Raw genomic sequence first — 20,279 nt, 5'->3', positions numbered from 1 at the left:
GCCGCGGACGCTCTGCCTCTCCCCCCGCCCCGCCCGCCGTCAGCCCCGCTCCCCCGCCCCGGGGGGCTGGCGGGGGGGGGGCGCGCCCCCCGGCCCCCCCCCCCCCCCCCCCCCCCCGGACCACCCCCGTACACCTTCCGGAGGACCCCGATGACCGTCACCGAAGAAACCGCCCCCGCCGCCCGGCAGGTGCTGCCCGCCGAGGAGCGCCACGCCGTCGAACTCGCCTTCCTCGCCGCCCAGGACCCCGGCCCCCGCCCGCCCGGCTGGGCCCTCACCCCGCGCGCCGTCGTCACCTTCGTCTGCGGCAGCGACGGAGCCGAACTGGCCCTGCCGAAGCGCCGCGCCGGACTCCCCGCCAAGCTGGCCATCGCCCCCAAGTTCGTCGGCGAACGCGCCCTCGTGGAGCGGTGCGTCGTCACCCTCGCCGGCGAGCGCGGCCTGCTCCTCACCGGCGAGCCCGGTACCGCCAAGTCGATGCTGTCCGAACTGCTGGCGGCCGCCGTCAGCGGTACCAGCGCCCTCACCGTCCAGGGCACGGCCGGCACCACCGAGGACGCCTTCCGCTACGGCTGGAACTACGCTCTCCTGCTCGCGCAGGGCCCCACCTCGCAGGCCTTGGTCGACTCGCCGGTCCTCTCCGCCATGCGCACCGGACGCGTCGTCCGCGTCGAGGAGATCACCCGCTGCCTGCCCGAGGTGCAGGACGCCCTCGTGTCGATCCTGTCCGACCGGCGACTGAGCGTGCCCGAACTGACCGCCACCGAGGACGCGGTGGTCTCCGCCGCCCCCGGCTTCACCGTCATCGCCACCGCCAACCTGCGCGACCGCGGCGTCTCCGAGATGTCCGCCGCCCTCAAGCGACGCTTCAACTTCGAGACCGTCGCCCCGATCGCCGACGCGGACGCCGAGGCCACCCTGATCCGCCGCCAGGCGGTCGCCGCCGTCCAGCGGGCCGGCGCCGCCTTCGGGGTCGACGACGCCGTGCTCGACGCGCTCGTCACCGTCTTCCGAGACCTGCGCTCCGGCCGCTCCGCCGAAGGCTGGGACGTGGAGCGCCCCGGTACGGTCATGTCCACCGCCGAAGCCGTCCAGGTGGCGGCCTCTCTCGGGGTCGCCGCCGCGTACCTGCCGGGCGGGGACGTACTGGACCTGCTGCCCGGGCACCTGCTGGGCGTCGTACGCAAGGACGACCCGGCCGACCACGGACGGCTGCTGGGCTACTGGGACGGGCCGGTCCGACGCCGCGCCGAGGACGGTTCGCCGATGTGGCGCCGGCTCTGGGACCTGCGCGGGAGCCTGCGTTGACGCACACCGATCCGCACACCGATCCGCACACCGATCCGCGCGCCGTGGTGGACGCCCTCGCCGCGGCCCGCGCGCCGTACCTCATCGGGGTGCGCCACCACAGCCCCGCGCTGGCCGCGGTGGTACCGGCCCTGCTGGACGCCTCGGGAGCGGACGTGGTCTGCGTCGAACTCCCTGCGGAGTTCCAGCCCTGGCTGGAGCACCTCGCCGACCCGGAAACCGTCGCCCCGGTCGCCCTCGCGGGCACGGGGGAGGACGGCCGCCTGGCGTTCTACCCGTTCGCGGACTTCTCCCCGGAACTGGCCGCGATCCGCTGGGCCCGCCGGACCGGCGCGTCCGTCATCTGCTGCGACCTGCCGCTCGCGCACCGCGGCTGGACCGTGCCGACGGCGGCACCGAGCCCGATCGAAGACGAGGGCCCCGGGCGGGACGCGCCGCCGGCCGAGGGCGCGGTCCCCACACGAAGTGCGGACCCGGCCGGTGGCGCCGTCACCGGGTCCCGGCCCGGCCCGTCCTTCGCGGACGGCCTCACCGCCGCCGGTACAGGGCGCGACGGTGACGACCTGTGGGACCGGGCCGTCGAGGTCCTCGCACCGGGATGCTCCCCGGAGGCCGTGCGTCGAGCGGCGCTCGGCGTCGGCTGGGCGCTGCGGGCGGACACGGCCGCCGTCGCGGCGACCGACCTGGCCCGCGAGGCACACATGCGGAGCGTGATCGCCGGCGCGGTCGCCGCGGGTCACCGCGTGGCCGCGGTGATCGGCGCGTTCCACGCTCCCGTCCTCCCCGGCACGGCCGCCGGCACCACTTGGGCCGCCCACGGCTCCGGCCCGGCCCCCGCCTCCTACGCCGGAGCCGAGGACGGGGCCGGGACCGGTCTCGGGCCGAACCCGGCCGGGACCCAGGGCCTGCCGGGGCCGCGGCACGCCGGAGCCGCCGATTCCGCGGCGCCTGCCCCCGACGCGGACACGACCGTCACCTCCTTCGTGCCGTACTCCTTCGACCTGCTCGACTCCCGCTCCGGGTACCCCGCCGGGATCCGGGACCCCCGCTGGCAGCAGGCCGTCCTCGAAGCCGGCGGTGACCCCGACCGGCTCCGTGAGGCCGCCTCGGTCGCCGTCACCGGGCTCTGCCGCGAGCTGCGCCGCGCCGGGCACACCGCGGGTACCGGCGAGGCCGCCGAGACCCTGCGGCTCGCCTGCGACCTCGCCGCGCTGCGGGCGCTCCCCGCGCCCGGCCGCGGCGAGCTCCTCGAAGCCGTCACCACCGTCCTCGGCCAGGGCGAACCGCTCGGCCGGGGCCGGGCACTGGCCCGCGCCCTCGAGGTCGTGCTCGTCGGCACCGCCCGCGGCCGGATCACCCCGCACGCCCCCCGCTCCGGTCTCGGCCCCTCCGTCGAGGCCGAACTGGCCGCGCTGCGGCTGCCGTCCCCCGAGGATCCCGCGCCCCGCGAGATCCGCCTCGACCCGCTCCGCTCCGCCCTCGACGGCCGCCGCGAGGTCCTGCTGCAACGGCTCCTCGTGTGCGGCGCCTCCTACGGGGAGCCCCTCACCGTCGCCGCCACCGGCGACGGGACCGCCCTCGGCACCAAGTGGCGCCTTTCCTGGACGCCTTCCGTCCCCGCCCGACTGGATCTCGCCGGGGTGCGCGGAGTCACCGTCGCCCAGGCGGCGGCCGGCACGCTGCGCGACACCGCCCGCCGGGCCGTCGCCGACGGCGGGCCGACCCCGGCACAGATCCTCGGCGGGCTGGCCGCCGCCGCGCGGTGCGATCTGCCCGAACTGGTCGACGTACGCCTGCACGAGGCGGCGACCGTCCTGCCGGGGACCGCTACCCTGCCCGAACTCCTCGACGCCCTCGATCTCCTGGAGGCACTGCACCGCGGCCACCTGCCCGGCACCTCCGCCGGCTCCCGGACGGCCGCCGCGGACCTCGCCGGCGACCTCCTCGAAGCGGCCGTGCGCTGTCTGCCCGGCCTCGCCGGGAGCGAGGACCCCGCCGACGCGGCCGCCCTCGTGGCCCTCGCCGACCGGGCCGCCGCCCACCACCTGGGCCTGCGTACGGACAACGCCCTGGCCGACCTGGCCGCCACCGCGTCCCCGCTGATGCAGGGCGCGGCCCTCGCGGTACGGGTCCTGCTCGACCTCGACCCGGCCGCCGAGCTCGGCGGCCGCGCCGCCGGCTGGATCGACGGCGCGGGCACCGCGGACAGTCGGCGCGCGCTGACGCGGCGGCTCGGCGGACTCCTCACCGCCGCCGGGCCGCTGCTGCAGTCCTCCCCGGCCGCTCTCACCCCGCTCCTCGACCGCGTCGAGCACCTCGCCGACCAGGACTTCCTCGACCGGCTCCCGGCCCTGCGCGGTGGCTTCGACGCCCTGTCGCCCGCCGCCCGCGACCGGCTGCTCCACACCGTCACCGAGCGGCTCGGCGACCGCATCGACCTCGCGCTCGACGCGTCACCCGCCCTCCTCGCCCTCTGGGCGGCGGCCGACGCGGCCGGACTCGCCGCCCTCGAAGCCCTTCCCCGGCCCGGGACGCAGGCGCCGACAGCGGTTCCGGCCCCGGAGGGCCTGGAAGCCGCTCAGGCCGTGGAAGCCCCGCCCGAGCGGGCCCCACGGGCTCCCGAGGCCGACAGCCCGCGGCTCGCCCCCGCCGACCGCTGGCGGCTGCTGCTCGGCCGCGAACGCGACCGGCTCCCGGCCGGCGCCCGCCGCTACGCCCACGCCTTGGACGAGCTGTACGGCGCCGGGCGCGGTGAAGGCGCCTCCGACCTCGACCTCGGTCGGGTCGGAGGCCAGGGAGGTGGCCAGGACGCCTCCTTCCCCACCGCCCGGGAGTGGTCGCAGGAACTGGAGGCGCTGTTCGGCGCCGACGTGAGGGAGGAGGTGCTGGCGGGAGCGGCCGAAGCGGGCCGTACCGACGTCCTCACGCAGCTCGATCCGCAGGCCGTACGGCCCTCGGTGGAACTGCTGAGCTCCGTACTGTCCCTCGCCGGCGGAATGCCGGAGGCCCAACTCGCCCGGCTGCGCCCTCTGGTGCGCAGGCTCGTGGACGAACTCGCCAAGGAGCTCGCCACCCGGCTGCGCCCGGCCCTCTCCGGCCTCGCCACCCCGCGCCCCACCCGTCGGCCCGGCGGCAAGCTCGACCTGGCCCGGACCCTGCGCGCCAACCTCGCGCACACCCGGCGCCGGCCCGACGGCACCGTGGTCGTCGTCCCCGAGCGGCCCGTCTTCCGGACGCGGGCGAGCCGTGAGGCGGACTGGCGGCTGATTCTGGTCGTCGACGTCTCCGGATCGATGGAGGCATCCGTCATCTGGTCGGCACTGACCGCGGCGGTACTCGGCGGCGTACCGACCCTGTCCACCCACTTCCTCGCCTTCTCCACCCAGGTCGTGGACCTCACCGACCGGGTCGAGGACCCGCTCTCCCTGCTGCTGGAGGTCCGGGTCGGCGGTGGCACGCACATCGCCGCCGGTCTCGCGCACGCCCGCTCCCTGATCACCGTCCCGAGCCGCACCCTCGTCGTCGTGGTCAGCGACTTCGAGGAGGGCGCGCCCATCGGCGGGCTCCTCGGCGAGGTCCGCGCGCTGGCCGCCTCGGGCGCCCACCTGCTGGGCTGCGCCGCGCTCGACGACGAGGGGACACCCCGGTACTCGGTCCCGGTCGCGCGGCAACTCGTGGCGGCCGGTATGCCCGTGGCCGCCCTCAGCCCCCTCGCCCTCGCCCGCTGGGTGGGCGACCGCCTCCGTGGAGAGTCCCGTTGAGCACCGAACTGCCGCCCGTAGCACCCGAGGTACTCGCCGAAGCCGTCGAGAACCTCACCGCCCGCCTGCGCAAGAAGCTGGACGCCGCCACCGAGGGATGCGCGGCGGGCGCCGTGCTCGAGGCCGACGGCACCGTCACCCTCCGCTTCGGCGAGGACGCCCTCGTCACCCTGCGCCCCGGACCGGCGGGCACGATCGCCACGGCCGACCAGGCCACGTGCAGTTGCCTGCTGGCACCCCGTTGCCTTCACCGGGCCGCCGCCCTGGGCGCCGCCCCGCTCGCGGACACCCCGCCGGAGCCGGCGGCGGAGCCGGAGCCGGCCGCGGCGACCGGGCCCGACGATCCCGCCGGCCCGCCCGCCGCTCCCGCCGAGTCGGTCGGAGCCGCGGGACCCGCCCCAGCCGCCGAGGCGGTGGGGACCACCGTGCCCGCGCCGGCCCTCACCGCGGTCCAACTGCGTGCCGCCGGCGCCCTCTGGCACGTGGCCGCCGAGGCGCTGGCCGCCGGGGTCACCGCCGGGGGAGCGGTGGTCCAGGCCGAGCTGCTGCGCGCCGCCCACACCGCCCGCCTCGCCGGGCTGGTCCGGGCCGAAGCGGCCGCGCTACGGGTCGTACGCGGCCTGCGCGCCGCCCGCGAACACCGTGCCGGCCAGCGGCTGGGCGACCTCACCGAGGCCTTCCGCGAGCTCCTCCACACCGCCGGACTGCTGGCCTCCGGATCCGCCGACCCCGCACTGACCGGCACCGCCCGCCGCGCCTACGCGCCCGGCGGCAGCCTCCAGGTGCTCGGCCTGTGCCGGGAACCCGTGCTCTCCGCCACCGGATACGGCGGCGTGGTCACCCACCTGCTGGCCCCGGACGGCACCCCGTACTCGGTCTCCGACGTCCGCCCCGGCGGCCTGGCCCGCGCCCGCGGCGCCGGTTCCGCCTCCGTGGCCCTCGGCGGCGCCACCCTCGACCATGCCGGCCTCGCCCGCGGTGGCCTGCGCATCGTCGGCGCGACCGTCTCCCCGGAAGGCCGGCTCGGTGCCGGACGCGGGGTCCGGGCGACCCCGCTGCCCGGTACCGCCTGGACCGAACAGCCCGCCGCGCGGCTCTTCGCCCGACCGGCCGCCGAGGCCGTCGCCGAGCTGCTCGCCGACCCGGACGCGGGCGAGTCCGCGCTGCTCGGCTGCGACGTCACGGTCGTCGGCGCGGTCTGCGAACACCTCCTCGTGCGCGAGACGCGCCCGGACGCACCCCTGCTGAGGCTGCTGCCGGCGCACCCGCACCCGGAGCTGGCGCACACGGAGAACCTGCGGCGCATCGCCTCGTACCCCGGGCTCCAGCTGCGCGTCCTGGGCCGCCCCGACCTGGACCGCACCGCCACGCTGCGCCCCCTGGCCGTGGGCCCGGTGCCGGGCGCGGAGCACACGCTACGACTGCCCGAGGAGTGGCTGGGCCGCGCCGACCTCGGCTACGACCGCCTCCAGGGCGCGCACTTCCCGCAGGGGGTCGCGGCGCCCGTACCCGACACGGCGGCCGAGGGCCCGGATCCACTGGCCGACTCCCCGCTGTGGCGGGTGCGCCGCCTGCTGGAGACCGGGGTCGCCGGTGGCCGCCGGGCCCTCGCCGAGGCCGCGCGCGGTACCGAGTCCCTGGCCGGAGCCTCGTACGGGCCGCTGCGCCGGGCCGGGCTCACCGGGGCGGCGGACCTGGCCGCCGCGCTGGCCGCCGAGGCCGACCGCCGTCCCCGTGACGTCTTCGGCCGGCTGGCCGACCCCTCGCCCGACGGCTACGCCCGGGCCTGGCTCGCCGCGGCCACCCACCTGGCGGCGGCGGAACGTTGCCTGATCGCCGCGTCCTGGGCGGCGAGCCCGAGCGCCGTCCCGGTCAGCGGGCGGTGACGGACGGGGTCAGCCTGCGGGCCAGGAGGTCCAGCGCCGCCGTCACCTCGCGGACGGTGTCCGGGTCGGGGGCGGTCCCGTCGGGACCGGTCAGCGCCGTGGCGAGAGCCTCGTCGATGGTGGTGCCACGGACCTCGGCGACCCGTGCGGAGGGTTCTTCGGCGGGACGGATGAGCCGGCGGCGCCGGTCGGCGGGGTCGGGCTCCGTGTCGACGGAGCCCGCCTCCTCCAACCGGGCGACGGCCGTGGAGACCTGACTCTGCGGCAGGCCCGTCCGTGCGGCGATCTCGCCGACGGTGGTACCGGGGTGGGAGACGAGGTCGCCCAGGACGACGACCACGGAGCGAACCGACCCCGACGAGCCCGACTTCGGCCGGGGCATCGCCTGTTCGCCGATCTTCATGAGGGTGCGCCCCAGGAGGAACGCTTCGACGCCGTTCATGAGCAGCAGGGTACATCTCAATAGATGCATCTATCTTGATGCATCTATTGAGATGGATTACTGTCGTGTCGTCAGCCGGAGACACCGATGACACACCAGTAGGGGGACCGACCATGCCTGAGACCGCCACCACCACCGCCACCTCCGCGTCCGTGACCGCGCCCGCGCCCGCGTCCGTCGCCACCCGTACCCTCGCCGTCCCGGGCGCCACCCTGCACTACCAGGTCGCGGGCCGCGGCCCCGTCCTCCTCCTCTCCCAGAGCGGTGAGGGCGACGCGGACCGCACGGTCGACCTCGTCCCGCTCCTGACCGACCGCTTCACGGTCGTCACCTACGACCGCCGTGGCCTGTCGCGCAGCACCCTCCACGACCCCGCCCGGCCCGTCACGATGGCCGAGCACGCGGACGACGTCGCCCGACTGCTGGCCGAGGTCGCCGACGGGCCCGCGCTGATGGCCGGGTTCAGCATGGGAGCGGCCATCGGCCTGCGGACCGTGGCCCGCCACCCCGGCCTGGTGAGCACGCTCATCGCGCACGAACCCGTGATGCCGAACCTGCTGCCCGAGACGGACCGCGCGGAGCACCTGGCCGAACTGTCCGCCATCCAGGACGCCCACACGACCGGGGGCCTGACGGCGGCGTTCCCGGCGATCGCCCGGCACCTCGGCATCGACCCGGCGCACGACGAGACCGAGGGCGACCTCACCCCCCAGCCGCTGACCCCGCGCCGCCGGGCGAACTTCGGCTTCTTCATCGGTACCGAGTTCACGGCCGTCATCACGGACGACCTGGACCCGGCGGAGTCGGTACGGGCCGCGGCGCGGGCCGGTACGAGGATCATCGCGGCGACGGGGCGGACCACCCGGCCGACGGTCCACACCTACCGCTGCGCACTGGCGCTGGCGGCGCGACTGGGCACGGACCCGTTCGAGTTCCCCGGTGGCCACAACGGGAACACCGCGTTCCCCCGCGCGACGGCGCACACGCTGAAGACCCTCCTCGTCCGGTGATCCCACGGCTCGGCTCGGCACGGCGCGCGAGGGGTGGAGCCCCGGCGGCTACCCGATGCGCAGCCAGGCCCGCAGCACGTCGATGTCGGTCCCGGTCAGGCCCTGTCCGGGATCGACCCGGTGCAGGAGTGCCCGGCCGGGATGGTGGGCGGCCACGTAGGCCCGGTCGGCGCCGGTGATCTCGTCGTCGACCCAGATGAAGGACCGCCCGGCGGCGTGTTCGAGGAGGGTCGGGGTCTTCCAGTGGATCCCGCCCCGCCCGTCCTCCTCGGAGGGTTCCGGCCAGTCCATCACGGGCAGCTCCGGCAGGCCGAGCCGGGGCGCGACGCACTCGTTGGCCTCCGTCATCCAGGTCGTGGCCCACACGAGCTCGCAGGGCAGCGCCGCCAGTGTGGGTCCGAGCGTCGGATCGACCCGGGCGAGCAACGGGTTGGCCTCGCCGTCCGCTGCCGCGGGGTAAGGGCCCGCTCCGAAGGGGATGAGGGGTCCGTCGACGTCGAGGTAGAGCAGCACGGGGGTGGTGGAACCGGTCATGAAGTCACCGTAGTCCTCCTGGGCATGGGTAATGATCTTGAGGGGCGGACGTCGGAGCGGTGGCGGAGAACGTGGGCGTGATCGAGGGGTTGTGGCGGTACCCGATCAAGTCGACCGGTGGCGAACGGCTGCGGAGCGTGGCCGTCGACGAGCGGGGCATGGTGGGCGACCGGCTGTTCGCCGTACGCGACGCGGAGGGCCGGTTCGGCTCGGGGAAGAACACGCGGCGCTTCCGGCGGATGGACGGCCTGCTCCACCTGAGCTCCCGCTACCCGCACAGCACCGTGGAGCCGGGTCCGCCCGAACTGCTCGACCCGCACGGGAACGTGGTGGCCGACCCCACGGCGTTCCTGCGCGGCCACCTCGGCCGTGACGATGTGGAGCTCGCCCGCGAGGGGGAGATCTCGCACTTCGACCAACTGCCGCTCAGCGTGCTCACGACCGCCACCCTCGACCGGATCCGCCGCGAGGTGCCGGGCGTACCGGTGGACGAGCGCCGGTTCCGCCCGAACATCCTCGTGCGCACCCCGCCGGGCACCCCGGCCTTCGTCGAGGACGAGTGGATCGGGCGCGAGGCCACGCTGGGAGACACCCTCCGGATCGAGTTCCTGCGCTCCAGCGAGCGGTGCGTGATGACCAACCAGGCCCAGCAGGACCTGCCGCACTCACCGCTGATCCTCCGGACGATCGCCCGGACGCACGGCAACCGGCTCGACGCGCTCGCCACGATCGTCACACCGGGAACGGTCCGCGTCGGGGACCGCCTCGTCCTCGACCGAGAGGGCTGACGCGGTGCTCGCCGGCTGACGTGAGGGTTCCGACCCGCGCCGGTGGAACCCATGCCGCGGCGATCGCCTCTTGATGGCCGAAGGGGGGATGGTCATGACGAAGACAGCGGTGTCCGTGACCGGGCGGCTGGTGGTGGCGGGGCTGCTGTGCGCGGCCCTGGCGGCGTGCGGGTCCACACGGGCGGGGGAGGTCGCGGCGCCCGCCGGCGTACCCACGCTCGCCACGGCCGAGTGCGATCTCGACGTGCCGACGGATCAGGAGACGGGCGGGTACGCGGGTCCGCCGACGGATCAGGAGACGGGCGGGTACGCGGGTCCGCCGACGGATCAGGAGACGGGCGGGTACGCGGGTCCGCCCACCGATCAGGAGACGGGCGGGTACGCCGGTCCCCCGACCGATCAGGAGACCGGGCCCTACGTGGGCCCGCCGACCGACGGCGAGATGGCCAACGGCGGCGGACCCTGCGGACCGGCGGACTGGTTCGACATGACCCGCGACTTCACCGCCTACCACCTGAAGCACGAGGCCGACGACGGATACGCGGACGAGGTCGTGATCAAGGAGGTCCGCGTCCGCAAGGTGCGCACGGTCGGCGAAGCGCGGATCACCTTCACCACCGAGGAGGTGGGCAAGGGCCGAGGCGACGCCGCCCGCAGCATCGCCAAGGTGTTCGCCACCTGGCGGCACCAGGTCTACGGGGACACGGGCACGGTGACCCTCCAGACCTCGGTGGGTCCGCGGCTGAACATCACCGAGTCCTGGTGACCCCGGGCCACCGCGCGTCCCAGAGCGCGCAGTGGTGCTCCACCCGCGCGTCCACCGTGCGGATCCCGCCCGCCCCCGGCGCCAACGACAACGCCGAGGCCGAAGCCCGCTCGCCCGGCCACGGCGGCGCTCCCGGCGCCGCCGGAACGCCCGTGCGGGCGAAGCCGGTCCAGTAGCCGGCCATCCGGTCCGCGAGCCGCCGTTGCGGTTCGGTCAGCGGCGCGATCGTGAACAGCGAGGGCAGTTCGGAGCCGTGCGTCGCGCCGAACGGCAGGTCCGGCGGCGCCGGTAGCCCCGTGAAGTCGGGCGCGCCCCGGTCGCTGAACCGGTACGTGTACACCGGCACGTGCCGGCCCAGCGCCGCCCCGTCCCGCAGTGTCGGGCAGGCGAACGAGGCGTCGGTCAGCACGGTGGCCCACGCCACCGCCGGGGTGGCGAAGGCGGACACCGGATAAGCGGCCGCCACGTCCCGAGCGGTCGGCGGGTCGAAGGACCTCGCCACCCGGGCCCGGTAGGCGGCCGCGTCGGGGATCGGATACGCGGCCAGGGTCTGCGCGAGGAAGAGGCGCATCTCGTCCTGGTCGAAGCCTTGGACCACCGGCACCCGGTGGAACCGGCCGGCCTCCAGCGCCCGCCGCGGCTCCAGCGGCAGCACGCTGTTGCCGTAGGAGACGAGCGAGAAGCGCTGCATCAGTTCGGCGGTCGCCAGCACGCCGGCGTCCAGCCGGCGCAGGCAGTCCAGCACCGCGCCGGGGCGGTCGCAGCCGAGCCGGGCCGCCGCCGAGGCGCCGTCCGCCACCGTGCGCCGCTCCGGTACGAAGGGCTCGTAGGTGCCGAGGCCGGGCAGCAGGGACCACGGCGGCGCCGTGGTCGAGCACGAGCCGCTCTGCACGATCGCCCGGTGGAACAGGCCCGCCGACGCGGGGGAGGTGAGGTGCGCGCAGACGCTGAGGGCCCCCGCCGATTCGCCGAACACGGTGACGTTGCCCGGGTCGCCGCCGAAGTGCGCCGCGTTCTCCTGTACCCAGCCCAGCGCCGCCCGCTGGTCCGCGAGGGCGAGATCGGGCGCCCCGCCGAGCTCCGGATGGCCGAACAGTCCGAAGACGCCGAGCCGGTAGTTCACGGTCACGACCACCGCGCCGCCCTGCCCGGCGAGCCGCTCGGGCCGGTACGCGTCGCCCGCGCCGCTGAAGAAACCACCGCCGTGGAACCAGACCATCACGGGCCGCCCGCGACCCCCACCGGCGGCGCGGCCCGTCGGCGCGGTGACGTTGAGGTACAGGCAGTCCTCCGAGCCGGTCGGCCCGCCCGGCCCGACCGCCGGTAGCTGCACGCAGCGCGCACCGGGCGCCCCGGCATCACGTACACCCTGCCGGCGGGACGCCGGCTCCGGCGGCCGCCAGCGCAGCGGTCCGGTCGGGGGAGCGGCGAAGGGGATCCCCTCGAACGTCTCGTACGTGCCGTGTCCGCGTCCCCGTACCGGCCCCCGATCGGTGTCCACGACGGGCCGGTCCGGACCGGGACCGGCGCCCAGCAGCAGCAACACCACGGGGACCAGCAGGGCCCACCGGTGAGCGGAACGGCGAAAGTCGGTCACGGCCGACGCCCTTTCCCCTTCGGGGCCCGTGGCCGGGTGCCGGGTCCCGGGGACCGGGTGGGACCCCCGTTTGCCCGCCCCGAATGGCGCAGTGAGCGGAAGTGGCACTCAATGTAACAAAGCGTGCGCTTCCCATGACGCACGATGACCGGCGTGCGATTGCGTAGACCCGCGCGTCGGCGAACGGAGCTTTCCATGAATGACCCCATCACCCTCGCGGCGAAACAGCACGAAGACCGCCACGGGACCCCCGACCCCATCGCACCGGACGAGCCGACCGCGCCGCCCATGCGGACCCTGCTGGAGACGGCGGCCACCTGCCGTCCGGTCGAGGAGGTCACCGCGCTCGTGAGCCTCCTCAAGGAGGGCGGCCCGCTGCCCGACGCCGGGCACGACGCGCTGCGCACGGCCGCCGTGACCCGACCGGTGCAGGACGTACGACGGATGGTCGCCCTGCTGGGCGAGTCGCCGCAGGAGGTCGCCGAGGCGGACCTCACGCTGCGCGCCGCCGCCGTCGGTCGGTCCATCGAGGACGTCGCCCTGCTGGTGACCATCCTCGGCAAGGAGGACGCGGCGGAGACGGAACGCAGGGGCCGTGCCGGGCCCGCCGGGCCCGGCGGGCCGACGGTGCCGGACGCCGCCCCGTCGGGCCCGTCCGCCCCGCTCCCGGAATCCTCCGCCCGGCCCGCCCAGGAGAGGCACGAGGCACCGTACGAGCCGCGGTATCCGGAGCTGTACGACGCCCCTTACCAGGAGCCGCCCCGGCGCACCGCACCCCCCGCCCCGCCCGCCGCCTCCCGTGACCGGGCGCTGCGGCGCGTCCTGCGGTGGCCCGTCGCGATCACCCTGCTCGTGAGCGGAGCCCTGCACCTGCCGAACGACCTGACGGCCCTGCCGTTCGCGGCCCCCGTCGACTATCTTCCCCTCCTCGTCAGCGTGCTCTGCCTGGTGAGCGGCGCGCTGGTGGCGCTCCGGGACACCACGGCGGTGTGGCGGGCGGGAGCGGCCACCGCTCTCGGCGTGGTCGCCCTGCACGTGCTGGGCGGGTCGCTGCGGTACGACCCGCTGGCGGGCGCGCTGGGCGGCACCGTGGCCTGGGCCGGAGTCGCCGTCGTGCTGTGCGCGGCGGTCGGCGCGGTCCTCGCCGGCCTGGCCCTGAGGAACCGCCGGGAGCCCTCGGCCTGACCGGCCCCCGGCCCCGGCTTCCCGCCCCCGGCCCCCGGCTCCACCGGAAACGGCACCCCGCGCTCCGTGCGCGGGGTGCCGTTCCGTTCGTGGCCGCACTCGACCGGCGCCGTCACGCGAGCAGGTTCACCGCCCCGGTGAACACACGCGGCAGCCGTGCGGCCAGCGGCACGATCCGTGGTGCGAGCCGCGGCCGGTGACGCGCCCACAGCAGGGACGCGGTGAGCGCCCGGTAGCTGCGCGACAGGTCCCGCCAGGCCTGCTCGTAGGCGTGCGGGCGCCCCGCCCGCACACACCGCACGAGTTCGCCCGCGGCGGTCACGGCCAGGGTGAGTCCCTCCCCGGTCAGCGCGTCCACGTACCCGGCCGCGTCCCCCACGAACAGCACCCGCCCCGCCACCCGTACGCGAGCCCCTTGGCGCAGCGGCCCGGCCCCACGCACCGGTGTACCCGCGGCCGCGGCCAGGCGCTCGGACAGCACCGGGAAACGGGCCAGCTGTACGTCGAACGGGGCCTGATCGGAGGTCAGCACGGCAATGCCGACGCGGTCGGGCGCCAGCGGGGTGACGTAGGCCTCGCACCGCTGTGACCAGTGCACCTCGACGAGGTCGCTCCACGGCTCGACGGCGTAGTGCCGACGCAGCCCGTACCGTGCCGGGCTGCCGGACGCGCGGGGCGCCGTCAGGCCGAGCCCACGCCGGACGGGCGAGTGCAGGCCGTCCGCCGCGACCAGGTAGCGGGCGGTGAGCCCGGCCGCGTGGACCTGGTGGACGTCCTGGCGCACCTGGTCCACGCGCCCGGGAAGCACGTGCACGCCGAGCCGCGCGGCCCGGTCGGCCAGCGCGGCCTGGAGTTCCGTGCGTCGGGCGCCGAAGCCCGGCCCGGCCCGGAACAGCCCCTCGGCGTGCCGGCCGCTCACGCCGTCGACGTAGCGGATACCGCGGAACGGTTGCCCGGTCACGTCGACGCCCAGCTCCCTGAGGTGGCGTACGCCCCCCGGCATCAGACCCTCACCACAGGCCTTGTCGATGGGGGTGGGCCTCGGCTCCACGACCACCACCTCGAGGCCGGCGAGCGCTCCGTGGATGGCGGTGGCCAGTCCGGCGGGGCCGCCGCCCGCGATCAGCAGGTCGATCACGAGGCGGCGCCGGCAGAGGGGACGGAGGCGGCCGCCCGCAGCCGACCGCCGTCGGTGAGCGCCGCGTCCTCGCAGCCGATCCGTACGCGCAGCAACAGCAGGTTGAGCACGGTGAAGCCGAGCGCTGTCATCCAGGCGCTGTGCACCAGCGGCAGCGCGACGCCTTCCGCGACCACCGCCACGTAGTTGGGGTGGCGCAGCAGCCGGTACGGCCCCGCCGCCACCAGGGGCAGCCCGGGAACGACGAGCACCCGGGTGTTCCAGCGCTTGCCGAGGGTGGCGATGCACCACCAGCGAAGGCCCTGGGCGGCCACGGCGACGGCGAGGGCCGACCAACCGAGCAGCGGGACGAACGGCCGCCCGGCCGCCCAGGGTTCGACCACACAGCCCACGAGCAGCGCGGTGTGCAGGGCGACCATGGCCGGGTAGTGGCCGCGGCCGTACTCGCGGCCGCCGCGCGCCAGGCTCCACGCGGTGTGGCGGCGGGCCGTGATCAGTTCGGCGAGCCGCTCGGCGGCGACGAGGCCGATGAGCAACAGGTACGGGGTCAGCGAGGCGGGGGAGGTCAGGGTGGGGATCGAGATCATCGGGGTCACCAGCGCAGGAGGACGAGTTCGGACGCGAAGCCGGGACCGAAGGCGAGCATCAGCCCGACCGATCCGGGCGGGGGCGGTCCCGCGCTCTGGACGCCGTCCAGGATGTGCAGGACCGAGGCGGAGGAGAGGTTGCCCACGGCCGCGAGCGAGCGCCGGCTGGCGGCGAACGCCGACTCCGGCAGCGCGAGGGCGTCCGAGAGGGTGTCGAGGATCTTCGGGCCGCCGGGATGGCAGATCCAGGCGTCGACGTCCGCGGGCTTGAGGTCGTGCGCGGCGAGGAAGGACTCGATCTCCTCGGCCACGTGCAGCCTGACCAGGTCCGGCAGTTCGCGGCCGAGCACCATGCGCATCCCCCAGTGGCCGATGTCCCAGCCCAGGAGGTGCTCGGTGCCCGGGTAGAGGTGGCTGCGGGCGGCCACCACCTCGGGCCCGGCGCCGGTGGCGTGCAGGGGATGGTCGCGGCCCACCGCCACCAGGGCGCCCGCGCCGTCGCCGAACAGGGCCCCGGCCACCAGGTTCGCCATCGAGGCGTCGGTGGACTGGAGGGTGAGCGAGCACAGCTCGGTGGACAGCAGGAGGGCCGCGTGGCCGGAACGGCCCGTCAGGTGATCGTGGACATGGCCCACTCCGGCGGCGCCGGCCGCGCAGCCGAGGCCGAACAGAGGCACCCGCCGTACGTCGGGACGCAGGCCCGCGCGGGTGGCGAGCCGGGCCTCCAGCGAGGGCGTCGCGAGCCCGGTCACCGTGGTCGACATGACCAGATCGACCTCCCGGGCCGCCAGGCCGGCGTCGGAGAGGGCGAGTTCGAGGGCCCGGGCCCCGAGCTCCAAGGCCGTCTCGATGAAGAGGGCGTTCGTCGCGCCGAAGTCGTTCCCCGGACCGTACCGCTCCAGCGGCAGCGCGAGATGTCGGCCGTCCACGCGCACCGAGCCGTGGACGCGGCGCAGCAGGGCGGTGTCGGAGCCCGGAGGCAGGAAACGGGCGAGCGCCTCCGTGATCTCGGACTGGGGGTGGCGATGAGGCGGGAACACGCTGCGCACTGCCAGAACACGTGTCATTCGTTCACCATAGAAAACAACTGACACATCGTAATGAATCAGGCGAACCGGGCGCGGCGCCGCATAGCGTGGCGCCGTGCCCGCGACACGAACCACCCGGACCCACGAGAACACCGAAGCCACCGCGAGCGCGGCGTCAGGCCCCGCCCTCGTACGCGGCCTGGCCGCCGCCTGTCACCCGTTGCCCGCGGCCGCCGTCACCCTCTTCGCCGCCGCCCTGACGGCCGCCGCGGGATACGGTCCGGCGCGGGCGGCCGTCACGGTGGGCGCGGTGGCCGCCGGACAGCTGTCGGTGGGTTGGTGCAACGACCGGGCCGACCTCCGGCGCGACCTGGCCACCGGCCGAGCGGACAAACCGCTCGTCGCCGGTACGGTGCCGGCCGCGGCCGTGACCTGGGCCGCGGCCGGGGCGCTGCTGCTCTGCGTCACGCTGTCGCCGGCCTGCGGGCTGCTCGCCGGCGCGGCGCACCTCGTCGGGGTGGCGGCCGCCTGGGCCTACAACCTCCGGCTGAAGAGCACGGCCGTGTCCTGGCTCCCGTACGCCCTGGCCTTCGGCCTGCTGCCCGCCTTCGTCACCCTGGGCCTGCCCGGCGCCCCCTGGCCGCCCCCGTGGCTCACGACCGCCGCCGCCCTCCTCGGCGCCGGCGCGCACTTCGCCAACGTGCTGCCCGACATCGAGGACGACCTGGCGACCGGCGTGGTGGGGCTGCCGCAACGGCTCGGTCGCCGGGTCTCGGCCGCCCTCGCCGGGCTGCTCGTCCTCGGCTCGACCGCCACCCTGGTCGTGGGGCCACCGGGGCCGGTGACGCCGTACGGCTGGACGCTGCTCGCCGCGACCACGACGGCACTGCTCCTCGCGGCCCGCCACCCGGCCGGAAGGCTCCCGTTCCTGGCCACGATGGCCGTGGCCGGAGCCGATGTGATCCTGCTGGTCGTCGAACTCCGCCCGTGAGCCGCCGCGGCGCGCGGGTTCACTCCGCGCGCAGGGCCCGCGCCGTACGGGTGCGCGCCGCCCAGAACGCGGGGGCCAGGGCGCCGGCCACGGCGATCGGTACACCCGCGAGGGCCATCAGCACGGGCAGCAGCCCACCGTGCACGTCGATGAACGCCTGCGGGATCGTGAACCCCGACGCCCGGCCCATCGCCGGCATCACCGCACGGTGCAGGGCGGCGCCCAGCGGCGCCCCGACCGCCCCCGCGACCAGACCGATCGCGGCCACCCCCGTCAGGACCTGGACGACCGTCTGCCGGGGGGTCATCCCCAGCGCCTTGAGGACCCCTTGGTCGCGGACCCGGTCACGAGTGTCCAGGACGACCGTGTTGAGGACGCCGAGCCCGGCCACGGCGACGAGCATCAGGGTGAGCATCGCGATCAGCCCCCGCATCGCGGCGAGGACGCTCGACGACGGACTCTCGGTGGCCGAGGCCTGCGCGCCCAACGGCTCGAGGACCTGGTTCAACTCCGCGAGACAGCGGTCCCGGTCGGTCCCCGACGTCAGCTCGACGCCGAACACGGCGGGTAGATAAGGGGATTCCAGCGCGGCGACGGACGCCGACGAGGTGCGCAGCGTCATTCCGTCGTCGCCCAGGTCGAAGACCTCGCCGACGATCGTCAGCCGGGCCGAGCGCCCCTGCTCGGAGACGACGAGGCCGTCCCCGAGGCGCAGCCCGGTGGCCTTCAGGAACCGGCCCGCGACGACGGCCTCGCCCGGCGCGGCGAACCAGCGTCCCGAGATCATCGCCGTACCGGCGCCCGTGTCCTCCCCCTCGTACGCCACGAGTGGCGCTCCGCCCGTCAGCCCCGCCACGTCCACCTGCGTACGCGAGGTCCGCCGCAACGATCGGACGCCGGGGTGGCCCTCCAGAACCCGCGCGACGGCGGCCGGGTCCGCCGGGCGCGCGGCGAGGGACGCCTCGGGGCCGCCCTGGGGCGGGAGGACCGTGCGCACCGTGACGGCGCCGGAACGATCAGGGTCGCCCTCGGTCTGCACGGCCACCAAGGTGCCGCCCAGCCCGACGGCGAGCGTCACCGCGAGTGCCCCGAACGCCACCGCCGAGGCCGTCGTCGCCGACCGGGCCGGCCGGGCGAGCGGACCCGCGAGCCCCATGACCACCGACCGCGGCAGCGGCAGCCGGCCCAGGGCGTGTCGGGCCCGCAGGCCCCGCCGTGCCCCGGTCACCCCCGCGCCACGGCCGAGCACCAAGGCGGCCGGCAGCCGCGCCGCACGCAGCGCCGGCAGGAACGCGGTCGCCGCGACCACCGCCAGCGCCACGGCGGGCACCAGCACGTCCACCCACACGGGGACCAGCACCGACGCCGCCCCGTACACCTCGGCGACCTGCGCCATCACCGGTACGGCGAGCGCGTTGCCGAGGAGGACGCCGAGCAGCGCCCCGGCCGACGCCGGCAGCAGCGCCTGCGCCACGTACGCGCGGCCCACCTGGAGCGGGGTGAATCCGAGGGATTTGAGGATCCCGATCCGGCGGGTGCCGCTGGCCACGGCCCCGCTCACCACCGTGCCGATCACCAGGACCGACATGGCCAGGCCCAGAAAGGCGAAGACCGTCAGGAAGGGAATGAACGCGGCGGTGTTCTGCTGGGCGACCTGGCGCACGTCCAGGTACGACCGGGCTCCGGTGAAGGCGCCGGCCGGTGCGACCGCGGTGATCGCCTCCTGCCCGGCGCCGACGTCCTCGGCGGTGCCGGACGAGGCGAGCCGGTAGAGCATCTGGACGTCGTGCGGCGCCGTCGTCAGCCGGGCCACCTGCTCCGGTACGACCCAGGCGTCGGCGCTCCGCCCCGCCGACGAGGCGATCCCGACCACGGTGAACTCCACCTGCCCGGCCCGCACGCGTGCACCCCGCTGGATGCCCGGGGGCAGCGTCGCCCGCTCCAGCACGATCTCACCGGGGGCCTGTGCCCACCGGCCGTCGACCAGGGCGACCCGGTCGACGGGACCGTCGGGGGCGGCACGCCCCACCAGCGTCGAGGGCGGCGGCGTGTAGCCCGGCGGGGTCTCCCGCAGGGGCCACAGACGGACGGACGCGAGGGGGTACGGGCCGGCCGCGTCGGCCACCCCGGCAGCGCGGGCGGTGTCCGCGAATCGCTGCCGCGTGTCGTCCGCGGACCCGGCGAACCGGATCGTGAGGTGCGCTCCGGCCTGGGCTTCGAAGGCCCGGTCGAAAGGCCCGCGGGAGGTGACGAGCAATCCGAGCGCCAGGACCGCGGCCGCCACCGCGATCAGGGTGGTCAGGGCCATCACGCCGGTCTGCAGGCGGCGCCGGCCGAGGCCGGCCCGGACCACCCGCCCGAGCCCGCCCGGCCGTGCGGCGCGACCCGGCCTCATCGGGTCACCGCCCGGCCGACGTCGCGCGCGATCCGGCCGTCGACGACCTCGATCGTCCGCGTCGCACAGGACTCGGCGAGCGCCAGGTCGTGAGTGACCAGCACGATCGTCTGCCCGTCCGCGTTGAGGTCGCGCATCAACTCCCGTACGTCGGCGCCGGAGGCGCTGTCCAACGCTCCGGTGGGCTCGTCCGCGAGCAGCAGCGCCGGCCGGTTCATCAACGCCCGTGCCACCGCCACGCGTTGCCGCTCGCCGCCGGAGAGGCGGCCCGGGTGGGCGCGGGCGTGCCGGTCGATGCCCAGGCGCGCGAGGAGTTCGGCGGCGCGGTCCGCCGCCCGGGCCCGGGGGACCCCGGCCAACTGCGCCGGGAGCAGTACGTTGTCGGCGACGGTGAGGTCGTCGAGAAGGTTGAAGAACTGGAAGATCATGCCGATCCGGGCGCGCCGGTGCAGTGCGGAGGCGGTCTCGTCCAGTGCGTCGACACGCACCCCGTCGACGGTGACCACGCCCGTGGTGGGCCGGTCGAGACCGGCGATCAGATTGAGCAGCGTGGACTTGCCGCTGCCGGACGGGCCGAGGACCGCCAAGGCCTCACCGCGGCACACCCGCAGGCTGATCCCGGCGAGGGCGGGCGGGCCCTCGTCGTAGCTCTTGGTCACCTCGCGCAGTTCGATGAGCGGGTCGGTTGTCGCGTCGGTCACGGTTCCTCCCTCTGACGGGGTGTCGGGTACACCACGACGCTAGGGAGGCGACCCGGATCGGCACGTCGGCCGCAGTGCGGAAAGTCCGTACCGTGCCCGGCGGACCCGGCGGCTGGTCATCCTTGCGATGTACGCCTGCCGGCGCCGGCCCTCCGCCCCCGG

Annotated in this window: 16 protein-coding genes; 8 read left to right on the top strand and 8 right to left on the bottom strand. The window is 75.9% G+C overall.

Translation table 11 applies throughout. From position 1 onward, the window contains the following. Nucleotides 1-150: 150 nt before the first annotated feature. The 3 genes from ACGFYY_RS21890 to ACGFYY_RS21880 are packed head-to-tail and all read left to right on the top strand — an operon-like array spanning nt 151 to nt 6,955. Nucleotides 151-1,308, top strand: a complete 1,158-nt coding sequence (locus ACGFYY_RS21890) for an AAA family ATPase (RefSeq protein ID WP_365281533.1) — start codon at nt 151-153, stop codon at nt 1,306-1,308. Continuing rightward, nucleotides 1,305-5,069: a DUF5682 family protein gene (locus ACGFYY_RS21885; protein ID WP_393711515.1), complete on the top strand. Its 3,765-nt coding sequence runs from the start codon at nt 1,305-1,307 to the stop codon at nt 5,067-5,069. Before ACGFYY_RS21890 ends, ACGFYY_RS21885 begins: the two co-directional genes overlap by 4 nt. Then, nucleotides 5,066-6,955: a hypothetical protein gene (locus tag ACGFYY_RS21880; RefSeq protein WP_393711513.1), complete on the top strand. Its 1,890-nt coding sequence runs from the start codon at nt 5,066-5,068 to the stop codon at nt 6,953-6,955. Before ACGFYY_RS21885 ends, ACGFYY_RS21880 begins: the two co-directional genes overlap by 4 nt. On the opposite strand, the gene ACGFYY_RS21875 is transcribed toward ACGFYY_RS21880, so the two are convergent. Continuing rightward, the gene (locus tag ACGFYY_RS21875; protein ID WP_393711511.1) at nt 6,942-7,397 is read right to left on the bottom strand and encodes a MarR family transcriptional regulator; all 456 of its coding nucleotides are present in this window, start codon (nt 7,395-7,397) and stop codon (nt 6,942-6,944) included. The genes ACGFYY_RS21880 and ACGFYY_RS21875 overlap by 14 nt on opposite strands. A 113-nt stretch (nt 7,398-7,510) precedes the next feature. Between ACGFYY_RS21875 and ACGFYY_RS21870 the strand changes: the two genes are divergently transcribed. Then, nucleotides 7,511-8,407 carry an alpha/beta fold hydrolase gene (locus tag ACGFYY_RS21870; RefSeq protein WP_393711509.1) on the top strand — a complete coding sequence of 299 codons (897 nt, stop codon included), beginning with the start codon at nt 7,511-7,513 and terminating at the stop codon, nt 8,405-8,407. Nucleotides 8,408-8,455: 48 nt separating this feature from the next. On the opposite strand, the gene ACGFYY_RS21865 is transcribed toward ACGFYY_RS21870, so the two are convergent. Continuing rightward, the gene (locus ACGFYY_RS21865; RefSeq protein ID WP_393711507.1) at nt 8,456-8,941 is read right to left on the bottom strand and encodes an HAD domain-containing protein; all 486 of its coding nucleotides are present in this window, start codon (nt 8,939-8,941) and stop codon (nt 8,456-8,458) included. A 59-nt stretch (nt 8,942-9,000) separates the two neighbouring features. Between ACGFYY_RS21865 and ACGFYY_RS21860 the strand changes: the two genes are divergently transcribed. Further along, nucleotides 9,001-9,729 carry an MOSC domain-containing protein gene (locus tag ACGFYY_RS21860; RefSeq protein WP_393711505.1) on the top strand — a complete coding sequence of 243 codons (729 nt, stop codon included), beginning with the start codon at nt 9,001-9,003 and terminating at the stop codon, nt 9,727-9,729. Between the two features lie 94 nt (nt 9,730-9,823). Continuing rightward, nucleotides 9,824-10,495 (top strand): hypothetical protein, encoded by a 672-nt coding sequence (locus ACGFYY_RS21855; protein ID WP_393711503.1) that lies wholly within the window; start codon nt 9,824-9,826, stop codon nt 10,493-10,495. On the opposite strand, the gene ACGFYY_RS21850 is transcribed toward ACGFYY_RS21855, so the two are convergent. Further along, a complete protein-coding gene (locus tag ACGFYY_RS21850) occupies nt 10,479-12,092 on the bottom strand; it encodes a carboxylesterase/lipase family protein (RefSeq protein WP_393711501.1) in 1,614 nt (537 codons plus the stop codon). The two genes, ACGFYY_RS21855 and ACGFYY_RS21850, sit on opposite strands and share 17 nt — an antisense overlap. 195 nt (nt 12,093-12,287) lie before the next feature. On the opposite strand from ACGFYY_RS21850, the gene ACGFYY_RS21845 reads away from it, so the two are divergent. Beyond that, the gene (locus ACGFYY_RS21845) at nt 12,288-13,277 is read left to right on the top strand and encodes a hypothetical protein (protein ID WP_393711499.1); all 990 of its coding nucleotides are present in this window, start codon (nt 12,288-12,290) and stop codon (nt 13,275-13,277) included. 112 nt (nt 13,278-13,389) lie between these two features. On the opposite strand, the gene ACGFYY_RS21840 is transcribed toward ACGFYY_RS21845, so the two are convergent. Genes ACGFYY_RS21840 through ACGFYY_RS21830 form a run of 3 tightly spaced genes read right to left on the bottom strand, consistent with a single transcriptional unit; the run spans nt 13,390 to nt 16,069 of the window. Then, the gene (locus ACGFYY_RS21840; protein ID WP_393711497.1) at nt 13,390-14,415 is read right to left on the bottom strand and encodes an NAD(P)/FAD-dependent oxidoreductase; all 1,026 of its coding nucleotides are present in this window, start codon (nt 14,413-14,415) and stop codon (nt 13,390-13,392) included. Next, the gene (locus tag ACGFYY_RS21835; RefSeq protein ID WP_393711495.1) at nt 14,412-15,002 is read right to left on the bottom strand and encodes an isoprenylcysteine carboxyl methyltransferase family protein; all 591 of its coding nucleotides are present in this window, start codon (nt 15,000-15,002) and stop codon (nt 14,412-14,414) included. Before ACGFYY_RS21835 ends, ACGFYY_RS21840 begins: the two co-directional genes overlap by 4 nt. Nucleotides 15,003-15,007: 5 nt before the next feature. Next, a complete protein-coding gene (locus ACGFYY_RS21830; RefSeq protein ID WP_393711493.1) occupies nt 15,008-16,069 on the bottom strand; it encodes a type III polyketide synthase in 1,062 nt (353 codons plus the stop codon). Nucleotides 16,070-16,145: 76 nt separating this feature from the next. Here ACGFYY_RS21830 and ACGFYY_RS21825 point away from each other — a divergent pair, with 76 nt between their 5' ends. Continuing rightward, nucleotides 16,146-17,021: a UbiA family prenyltransferase gene (locus ACGFYY_RS21825; RefSeq protein WP_393711491.1), complete on the top strand. Its 876-nt coding sequence runs from the start codon at nt 16,146-16,148 to the stop codon at nt 17,019-17,021. Nucleotides 17,022-17,040: 19 nt separating this feature from the next. On the opposite strand, the gene ACGFYY_RS21820 is transcribed toward ACGFYY_RS21825, so the two are convergent. Further along, entirely contained in the window at nt 17,041-19,416 is a 2,376-nt protein-coding gene (locus ACGFYY_RS21820; protein WP_393711489.1) for an ABC transporter permease, read from the bottom strand. Then, nucleotides 19,413-20,117, bottom strand: coding sequence for an ABC transporter ATP-binding protein (locus ACGFYY_RS21815; protein WP_393711487.1), 705 nt, complete (start codon nt 20,115-20,117; stop codon nt 19,413-19,415). The genes ACGFYY_RS21820 and ACGFYY_RS21815 overlap by 4 nt, the downstream gene beginning before the upstream one ends. Nucleotides 20,118-20,279 lie beyond the last annotated feature (162 nt).

The sequence above is a fragment of the Streptomyces sp. NPDC048331 genome, from assembly GCF_043201215.1.
In the GTDB taxonomy this organism is placed as follows: Bacteria; Actinomycetota; Actinomycetes; order Streptomycetales; family Streptomycetaceae; genus Streptomyces.
Note: the sequence above shows the minus strand (reverse complement) of the source record. Positions and strands in the feature narration are given on the sequence as shown.

What these genes read in the sequence shown, in the direction of transcription:
- ACGFYY_RS21890 (WP_365281533.1), top strand. Translation starts at nt 151, where the DNA reads ATGACCGTCACCGAAGAAACCGCCCCCGCCGCCCGGCAGGTGCTGCCC.
- ACGFYY_RS21875 (WP_393711511.1), bottom strand. Translation starts at nt 7,397, where the DNA reads ATGAACGGCGTCGAAGCGTTCCTCCTGGGGCGCACCCTCATGAAGATC.
- ACGFYY_RS21870 (WP_393711509.1), top strand. Translation starts at nt 7,511, where the DNA reads ATGCCTGAGACCGCCACCACCACCGCCACCTCCGCGTCCGTGACCGCG.
- ACGFYY_RS21865 (WP_393711507.1), bottom strand. Translation starts at nt 8,941, where the DNA reads ATGACCGGTTCCACCACCCCCGTGCTGCTCTACCTCGACGTCGACGGA.
- ACGFYY_RS21855 (WP_393711503.1), top strand. Translation starts at nt 9,824, where the DNA reads ATGACGAAGACAGCGGTGTCCGTGACCGGGCGGCTGGTGGTGGCGGGG.
- ACGFYY_RS21845 (WP_393711499.1), top strand. Translation starts at nt 12,288, where the DNA reads ATGAATGACCCCATCACCCTCGCGGCGAAACAGCACGAAGACCGCCAC.
- ACGFYY_RS21835 (WP_393711495.1), bottom strand. Translation starts at nt 15,002, where the DNA reads ATGATCTCGATCCCCACCCTGACCTCCCCCGCCTCGCTGACCCCGTAC.
- ACGFYY_RS21830 (WP_393711493.1), bottom strand. Translation starts at nt 16,069, where the DNA reads ATGACACGTGTTCTGGCAGTGCGCAGCGTGTTCCCGCCTCATCGCCAC.
- ACGFYY_RS21820 (WP_393711489.1), bottom strand. Translation starts at nt 19,416, where the DNA reads ATGAGGCCGGGTCGCGCCGCACGGCCGGGCGGGCTCGGGCGGGTGGTC.